The organism is uncultured Halovibrio sp. (genome assembly GCF_913056445.1).
Classification (GTDB): domain Bacteria; phylum Pseudomonadota; class Gammaproteobacteria; order Pseudomonadales; family Oleiphilaceae; genus Halospina; species Halospina utahensis_B.
On the sequence record NZ_CAJXMA010000038.1, the window covers coordinates 20,590 to 27,391 of the forward strand.

Annotated in this window: 4 protein-coding genes; 1 reads left to right on the forward strand and 3 read right to left on the reverse strand. The window is 62.8% G+C overall.

All coding sequences use genetic code 11. The annotated features are described in order from the left end of the window. Positions 1–13: 13 nt before the first annotated feature. Positions 14–2,032 carry a CocE/NonD family hydrolase gene (locus QZ501_RS09015; RefSeq protein WP_295718894.1) on the reverse strand — a complete coding sequence of 673 codons (2,019 nt, stop codon included), beginning with the start codon at positions 2,030–2,032 and terminating at the stop codon, positions 14–16. Positions 2,033–2,106: 74 nt separating this feature from the next. Next, positions 2,107–3,423: an ATP-grasp domain-containing protein gene (locus QZ501_RS09020; RefSeq protein WP_295718896.1), complete on the reverse strand. Its 1,317-nt coding sequence runs from the start codon at positions 3,421–3,423 to the stop codon at positions 2,107–2,109. 132 nt (positions 3,424–3,555) lie between these two features. On the opposite strand from QZ501_RS09020, the gene QZ501_RS09025 reads away from it, so the two are divergent. Beyond that, complete coding sequence (locus QZ501_RS09025; protein WP_295718898.1) at positions 3,556–4,590, forward strand: hypothetical protein; 1,035 nt, start codon at positions 3,556–3,558, stop codon at positions 4,588–4,590. Positions 4,591–4,616: 26 nt separating this feature from the next. Here the strand turns inward: QZ501_RS09025 and QZ501_RS09030 are convergent, their stop codons facing one another. Then, positions 4,617–6,650 carry a CocE/NonD family hydrolase gene (locus QZ501_RS09030; protein WP_160898711.1) on the reverse strand — a complete coding sequence of 678 codons (2,034 nt, stop codon included), beginning with the start codon at positions 6,648–6,650 and terminating at the stop codon, positions 4,617–4,619. Positions 6,651–6,802 lie beyond the last annotated feature (152 nt).

Consider the following 6,802-nt stretch of genomic DNA (forward strand, 5'->3'; position numbering starts at 1 on the left):
CGGACGCCCGCGCCTAGAGGTTCCGGCGTGGAATCAACCGATCCCAGTCATGCTCATAGACCAGTTCTCCGTGCTCATACGCCCTGAGCGTGGCCTCAATCCGGAACGCCTCGGAGGTGCAACTCATCCGCGTCCAGGTTTCAGTGTTCACTCGCCAGTCATCGCGGAAAAAGCCCATGCGCCAGAACGTTTCAGCCTGGGCCGAGTTAACATCGTCACCCTCGATCCGGTAGCGCTCGTAACCACTCTTCTGGACATCCGTACCGGTGGCATCGATGTGGAATATCCCCTCGGAATCATCGACTTCCAGCGTATGGGCGTTGGCATCAAAATCGTAATGCAGTGACCAGTTGGTTGCCTCGGCCTCGATTTCGGTCATCGACACGTGGGGTGCGCCCTCGGGCGGCGCAAACCCGGGGAGTTGCCGATCAACCTCACTGGGCGGGCGCACCGGCAGTGTCAGGGTGCTGACCTCCGACCAGAGGCTCAGTGCTGTGGCGTCCGGGGAAGGCCAGATCAGGGGCCAGTAATTTGAGCTTACACTGACGCGAATACGATGGCCGGCCGGGAAATTCTGGGCGATTTCATTGAGCTGGACGCGCACGCGATAGGCCTCACCGGGCACCAGGGACGCCGGCTCGGTGTGGCTGTCCCGGTGGCTGAGGTTCAGAACCCCGTAGGTTACCCGGGTTGAGGCACCGTCCGGGGCCACGTCACACAGCCGAACCGCGACCTGGGCCTCAGGCTGGTCGCTGGCCAGAACCAGCTCCACCACGGGCGGGCCGAAGATCTCAACCGCTTCCGACAGCGGCTCCGTATCAAAGCACAGGGAATCCCCATCCGCCTCGCGCTGGTCCCCCGGCATGTCCGGCCCGGCGGAATAGGAACACCACTTGCCAGCACTCAGGCCGGTGCGCAGCGGCGACTGGCACAGAAGTGGCTCACTGGTGCCTGCCGTGCCGCCCTCCAGACCGTTGCGGGTCAGCCGAAGCTGCCGGTCCTCAATGCGCGGGCTGGGCCACTCATTCTCCCCGATCCAGCGCCCGGGACGCTCCGCATAACGGGTCGCGGGCCGGATACTGTCCTGCATCCACACTCTGACCTGCGGCTCATCCATGATGCCGGTCGCCTCATCCTTGAGCCAGTGATCCCACCAGCGCAGCGTGTCCTGAAGGAAGCCAATGGCGGGACCGGGCTGCCCCAGGTGCGGGTACTTATGGCTCCAGGGACCCACAAGGCCCTTGCGGGGGACATCCAGATGCTGCATCAGGCGGAAGACGCTGTTGGAATAGCCGTCGGCCCAGCCGCTCACCGCATAGACCGGGCAACGGATGGCACTGAAATCCTCACACACGGACCCGTGGCGCCAGAAATCATCGCGCGCCTGGTGACTGCTCCAGGTCTCCAGCCAGAGCCCGCTGCCCCGCAGGCGCTGGAACCAGTCGTCGCGCCAGCCATCCCCGAAGAGGCGCGGATCCGGTGGGCAGCTGTTGTGGGCGAACATAACTCCGGCCCAGGAGACATTGTCGATCAGCATGCAGCCGCCCATGTAATGCACATCGTCGGCATAGCGATCATCCGTGGAGCACACTGTCAGCACCGCATACAGCTCGGGCGGCTGAAGGGCGGCGATCTGGAGGCCGTTAAAACCACCCCAGGAGATCCCCATGATGCCGACACGGCCGGTACACCAGGGCTGCGCGGCGATCCAGCTCAGAATCGCCAGTCCGTCGTCGAGCTCCTGTTGCGTGTATTCATCCGTGAGCACGCCCTCGGACTCGCCGCTGCCACGGATGTCCACCCGCACACCGGCATAGCCATGGCCCGCGTAATAAGGGTGATTGATGGAATCTTCCTTGGTGCGCAGGTCGGCCTTGCGGTAGGGAATGTATTCCAGGATGGCCGGCACCGGATGCGCCTCGGCATCCTCGGGCAGCCATATCCGCGCGGCAAGATGGCAGCCGTCCGGCATGGGAATCCATACGTTTTCCAGTTCCCGAACCGCCCTGGGCCAATCGCTCCTTGTGTGCATTCACATCTCCTCGAACGACAAGGCAATAGTAGAGCCGAACCGGGCAACCGCCCGGGTCAGCGAACACGGCGGCATCAGCGGTCAGGACCGTCTCTGAGGTCAAAGCTGAGCCGCTCAACAATGGCACTATGGTTGGCCATCAACTGCCCATGGGTATCAGCGCCCACATAGATCAGCGCCAGCACGTAGCTGTAGCTGTCCTGATCGTGCAACTCGGACAGCCACATGCCCGGATGCACATCCAGCTCCACGTAGGTACCGGGGTACTCCTCGGCAATCGCCGCCAGTGTCTGCCCGGAGGGCACATTGGCCACCCAGGCGTCCTCATGCCGGCGCAGCCAGAAGGCGGCGGCACAATTGAACCTGCCCCGGGCAGCAGGGAATTTGGGGTTGTGACCGAGCGCCAGCTCGACCGCGACCTGATGATTGGAGACCCCGTGCACCTTGTCGAACAGGTCGCTGTGGTGCTGGGCGATCCGGGTGTTGATCTCCAGCAGGCTGACTTTATCCGTGCTGCTGTCCCAGAAGAACTCGATGTTGAACGCGGAGCCATCGAAGCCAATGCGCTGCAGTGTTTTGCGCGCCACCTCCTCCATCCGCTCGGTGACCGACTGCGGCATCTGGGACGGGTACTGGTAGCGGGCGAAGGAAGAGCTGTTGGCTTCCCGCACCGAGTCCACCACCCCGTGCACATGGACTTCGCCCTGATGGACATAGCCCTCAAGGGTGCACATATCGCCCGTGAGCAACGCTTCCGCCAGACAGTAATGACCACCGACCGCCGCGATATTGTCGGGCAGCTCAATGTATTCAAGGATCCTGTCGAAAGGCTCTGCAATACGGTTGATGTGCTCCCGGATCTCAGCCACCGCCCGGTGGAAGGCGGCCTCGTCGTCAATACGGAACCCGAGATAGGAGCCTGCCGATTTCACCGGCTTCAACCAGAACGGATACTCAAGTTCGAGCTGGGTCTCGGGCGAGTCGAGAAAGGGATCCACCAGCTGGAAGCGGGGAATGAAATCCGGCACAACCGCTTGCTGTTCCAACCGGCTCCAGTACTTGTGCTCACACTTGAGCATGGCCCGCAGATCCAGCCCGGGAAGCCCCAGGCGCCCGGTCAGAATGGGCAGGATGGTGCTCACCGGAAAGTCCATGTAGCCAACGATGGCATCCGGGGCGGGATCCGCCTCCTGGAGCTGTTTCTCGGCCCGGCTGAGCATCGATTCAATCGGGAAGTCATCCGCGTAAAGAATCTCTTCAGGCGTCAGCACACCATGAAAACGGTAGTGTTCCGCGCCCGGCAGGGACTCCAGCTTGGCCCGGTTGAACTCGTTCATGCCGAGCACATACACCTGCTTGACGGCGTTATCTCTTGGGGATTCGGAACTCATCTCGGTTTCAACCTTCGACAGAGCGGTACAGGAGGAGCATCGGTTAAAGCACGACGCCGCGCAAGGGTTTTGATACGCTGGATCAAGAGGTCTGTATAAGCACTTTCCCCCGACCAGAGGACGGAGACCGCAATGGCCCAATCGAGCAAACCCCCTGAAATCGGTGTCGTCCTGGGTGATCCCCGACTGCCCTACCCCTACGCCGTGGAAAACAGGTTCGGTTACGAGGAAATCGAGGCGGTTCGCCAGCTGAAGACCTCACTGGGAGAGCTGATGGGCTATCACTTCACCTACTACGACGACCACGAACGCCTGATCGACGACCTGCGCAGCGACAGGCCGGACCTGGTATTCAACCTCTGTGACACCGGCTTCCGCAACGACTGGGACCTGGAGCGCAACATTCCCGCATTTCTGGAAATGCTGGGCATTCCCTACACCGGCGCCGACCCCATGGGCATCAGCCTGGGCACCGACAAGGCCATCGTACGGGCGCTGGCGGTGAGCCTGGACATCCCCGTGCCCAACGAGACCTTTGTGGATCTCACCGCCGACCCGCTGACCCTGCCCACCTCCTTTCCGTCGCTGATCAAGCCCAATGGCGGCGGCGGCAGTTTCGGCATCACCGAAAACTGCGTTGTGCACGACGCCGCCGAGGCGCACGTCTATCTGCAGTGGCTCGCGAGGCAGGACCTGTATCCACCGGAAGCCATCTGCCAGGATTTCCTCACTGGCGATGAGTACACCGTGGGCATGATCGGCAACCCGGCCAGCGGCTTTACCGTGCTGCCTCCCCTGGTGATCGACTACAGCAAGCTGGACTCCGACCTTCCGCCCATCCTCACCCACGGCTCCAAGGCGGATCCGGACTCGCCCTACTGGGACAAACTCAGTTTCCAACAGGCGGAGCTGGACGACGTCACACGGGGGCAGATGGTCGACGCCTGCGCCAAGCTGTTCAAGCGACTGGGTTTCCGGGACTACTCGCGCATTGACTTCCGCTGCGGCGCCGACGGCGTGCCACGGCTGATTGACGCCAATACCAACCCCACCTGGTACTGGGACGGCAAGATGGCGATGATGGCCTCCTGGGCGGGCCACAGTTATGCGGACATGCTGCGCATGATCCTGGAAGCCGCCCTCGCGCGCAGCGGCGCCCATCGATAGGCGGGCGGGGGAAGCCCCGCCCCCTGCTAGATCAGATGGCGGGGAATCCGCTCGTCCCACTCGCGCTCGAAAAACAGCGCATCGCCATCGTAGGCATGGAGCGTGGCGCGTAACCGGAAATGCTGCGGATCGGCCGTCAGCCGGGTCACACACTCCACCCGTGCTGACCAGTCATCGCGCTGAAGAACGCAGCTCTGATCAATCCGGGCCTCGGCCCCGCTGGCGTCGTATTCATGGATGCGGAACCACTTGCCCAGGCTGTACCCGGCAGTGAGATCAATATCCTCAATATAGGCCAGGGAGGCACCGCCGAAATCACCACCCTCGTTGTAGATGCGGTAGGTGGTTTCGTTATTGATCAGGTTACGCTCCACGGTGCGACGGAAATCCCCGGAGCTGAGCGCTTCCGGCTCGGACTGTGGGCCGCGCTCCGGCGGTTCGAAGGGGCGCAGCTGCTCATCCTCCGCGCGCGGAGGGCGCACGGGCAGCTGCAGCGAACTGACCCCGGTATGGAGCGTCAGGCGAACGGGCTCCGGTGACGGCCAGATCATGGGCCAGTAACTGGTGGATACCGCCAGGCGCATGGTGTGTCCCGGGGCGAAGGCGTAGGCAACATCCTTCATCTGCACACGCACGCGGTAGCGCTTGCCGGCCTCCAGCGGCTCCGGGTGTTCGCGGCTTTCACGCTGGGTGAGGTTGAGCACGCCCCAGGTGACCCGCGTCGACGCCCCGTCCGGTGCCACGTCATTGAGGCGCACGATCACGTACGCAACCGGCCGGTCCACCGTTACCTCCAGTTCCGCCACGGGTGCGCCCAGGATCTCGATGCGTTCCAAAACCGTATCGGCGTCAAAGACCAGGGATTTGCCGTCATCTTCCCGCTGGTCGATGGCCATTTCCCCTTCACCACCGAAGCCGTACCAGTCACCACCGGCCAGCCCCGTGGTCTCGGGGGAGGTAATCCGCATCCGGTCCTCCGGCTCCGCCCTGCGCCCCATTGACAGCACATTGAGATACAGGGTTTCGTTCTGGATGCGCTCAGAGGGCCAGGCCGGTTCCGCCACCCAACGCCCTGGACGGTATTCGTAGAGCGGTGCCGGCGGCACGTGCTCTTCCATCCAGACGCGCATCGGCGGTTCGTCCATAATGCCGTTGTCGATATCCTTCAGCCAGTAGTCCCACCAGCGCAGCATCTCCTGGAAGAAGCCGATGGCCGGTCCCGGCAGCGCGTTGTGCGGAAATGCGTGGGACCAGGGCCCGATCAGCGCCTTACGCGGCGCACTCAGGCCTTCCATCATGCGGGGAATGGCATTGGGATAGCCGTCCGCCCAGCCGCCCACGGCATAGACGGCACACTGGATGTCGTCGAAGTTCTCGCAGACCGAGCCATGTTTCCAGTAGTCATCACGCTGCTGGTGGCGCATCCAGACCGCCGGATACAGGACCTGGTTCTCCAGCCGGTAACGCCACTGTTCGCGCCAGTCGTCCCCGTAGAGCGCCGGATCCGGCGGAAAGGCCGCTGTGGCGAAAAACACCGAGCCCCAGTTGAGGTTCTCGTTCAGCAGACAGCCCCCCATGTAGTGGGCATCATCCGCATAGCGATCGTCCGTGGAGCACATCGTGATGATCGCCTTCAGGCATTCCGGCTGGTGTGCAGCCACCTGCAGCGCGTTGAAGCCACCCCAGGAGATGCCGAACATGCCTATCGGCCCGGAGCACCAGGGTTGGCTGGTGATCCAGTCCAGAACCGCGAGGCAGTCGTCCTGTTCCTGCTGCAGGTACTCATCCAGGATAAGCCCGTCCGAATCCCCTGAGCCCCGCAGGTCCAGTCGAATCGAGGCGTAGCCATGCCCGGCCAGATAATGGTGCAGGGGCTCATCCCTTAACCGGGTGAAATCGCGCTTGCGATACGGCATGCATTCCAGGATGGCCGGCACCGGATGCTCCCCGGCGTCTTCCGGCAACCAGATGCGGGCGGCCAGACGGCAACCGTCGGGCATGGTGATCCAGGTGTTCTCGATTTCACGGACGGTGCGAGGGAACGAATCAACAACCTTCATAGAGCATGCCTCACTGGCAAATGACGACCCTGGCCCGGGCGGAGCGGCTGTCGCGTATAATGCGATTGTGAACGCTGCGAGTATAGCAGAACCAGCATGGAGCCAGAGGCCGTAAAACGCTCACGGGCAACGAAATTTCCGTTCCTTCCCCG

Coding starts and splice junctions, on each gene's coding strand:
- QZ501_RS09015 (WP_295718894.1), bottom strand. CDS start 2,032: ATGCACACAAGGAGCGATTGGCCCAGGGCGGTTCGGGAACTGGAAAAC.
- QZ501_RS09020 (WP_295718896.1), bottom strand. CDS start 3,423: ATGAGTTCCGAATCCCCAAGAGATAACGCCGTCAAGCAGGTGTATGTG.
- QZ501_RS09025 (WP_295718898.1), top strand. CDS start 3,556: ATGGCCCAATCGAGCAAACCCCCTGAAATCGGTGTCGTCCTGGGTGAT.
- QZ501_RS09030 (WP_160898711.1), bottom strand. CDS start 6,650: ATGAAGGTTGTTGATTCGTTCCCTCGCACCGTCCGTGAAATCGAGAAC.